Below are 566 nucleotides of genomic sequence, written 5' to 3' on the forward strand. Positions count from 1 at the left end.
TCTTTAGATGAGCTCAGGGAGAAAGTAACTAATAACACTACTGCTATTCAAACCGAAGTAGAAAGAGCTAAGGCTGCTGAACAAGCTCTTAAGGATTCTCTGACTACAGCTATGGAAAATCACAAAGATGATTTGGTAGCTATATCTAAAGATATCAATGATGAGGCTCAAAGTAGACTACAAGAAGATACCAAGCTTCAGAATAATATTGATACCGAAACCCTTAATCGTACTCAGGCAGACACTCTGTTAGAGAATAAGATTACTCAGGAAGTATCAGATAGAGTTCAGGCTGTTGAAAACTTGAATGACCGAAAGGTTGATAAAGTAGATGGCAAAGAGCTTTCTTCAAATGACTTTACCGACTTATTAAAAGCTAAGTTAGATAATATCCAGGAATTTGCTAACTACATTACTAAGGTATCTCAGTTGGAAAACGATTCTAACTATCAGAATGCCGAACAAGTAGAAGCTGCAATCCAAAAGGTTATTGGTTCTGCTCCTGGAGTATTAGATACTCTAGAAGAGATTGCAAAAGCATTAGGAGATGATCCTAACTTTGCAAC

Annotated in this window: 1 protein-coding gene; it reads left to right on the forward strand. The window is 36.9% G+C overall.

Going from position 1 to position 566, the window contains the following annotated elements; all coding sequences use genetic code 11:
* On the forward strand, positions 1-566 hold a 566-nt coding region (locus IE258_RS40875), incomplete at both ends, for a hypothetical protein (protein ID WP_229892795.1).

Origin of the sequence: Streptomyces tendae (assembly GCF_014650435.1) — a bacterium.
Taxonomy (GTDB): Bacteria; Actinomycetota; Actinomycetes; order Streptomycetales; family Streptomycetaceae; genus Streptomyces; species Streptomyces tendae.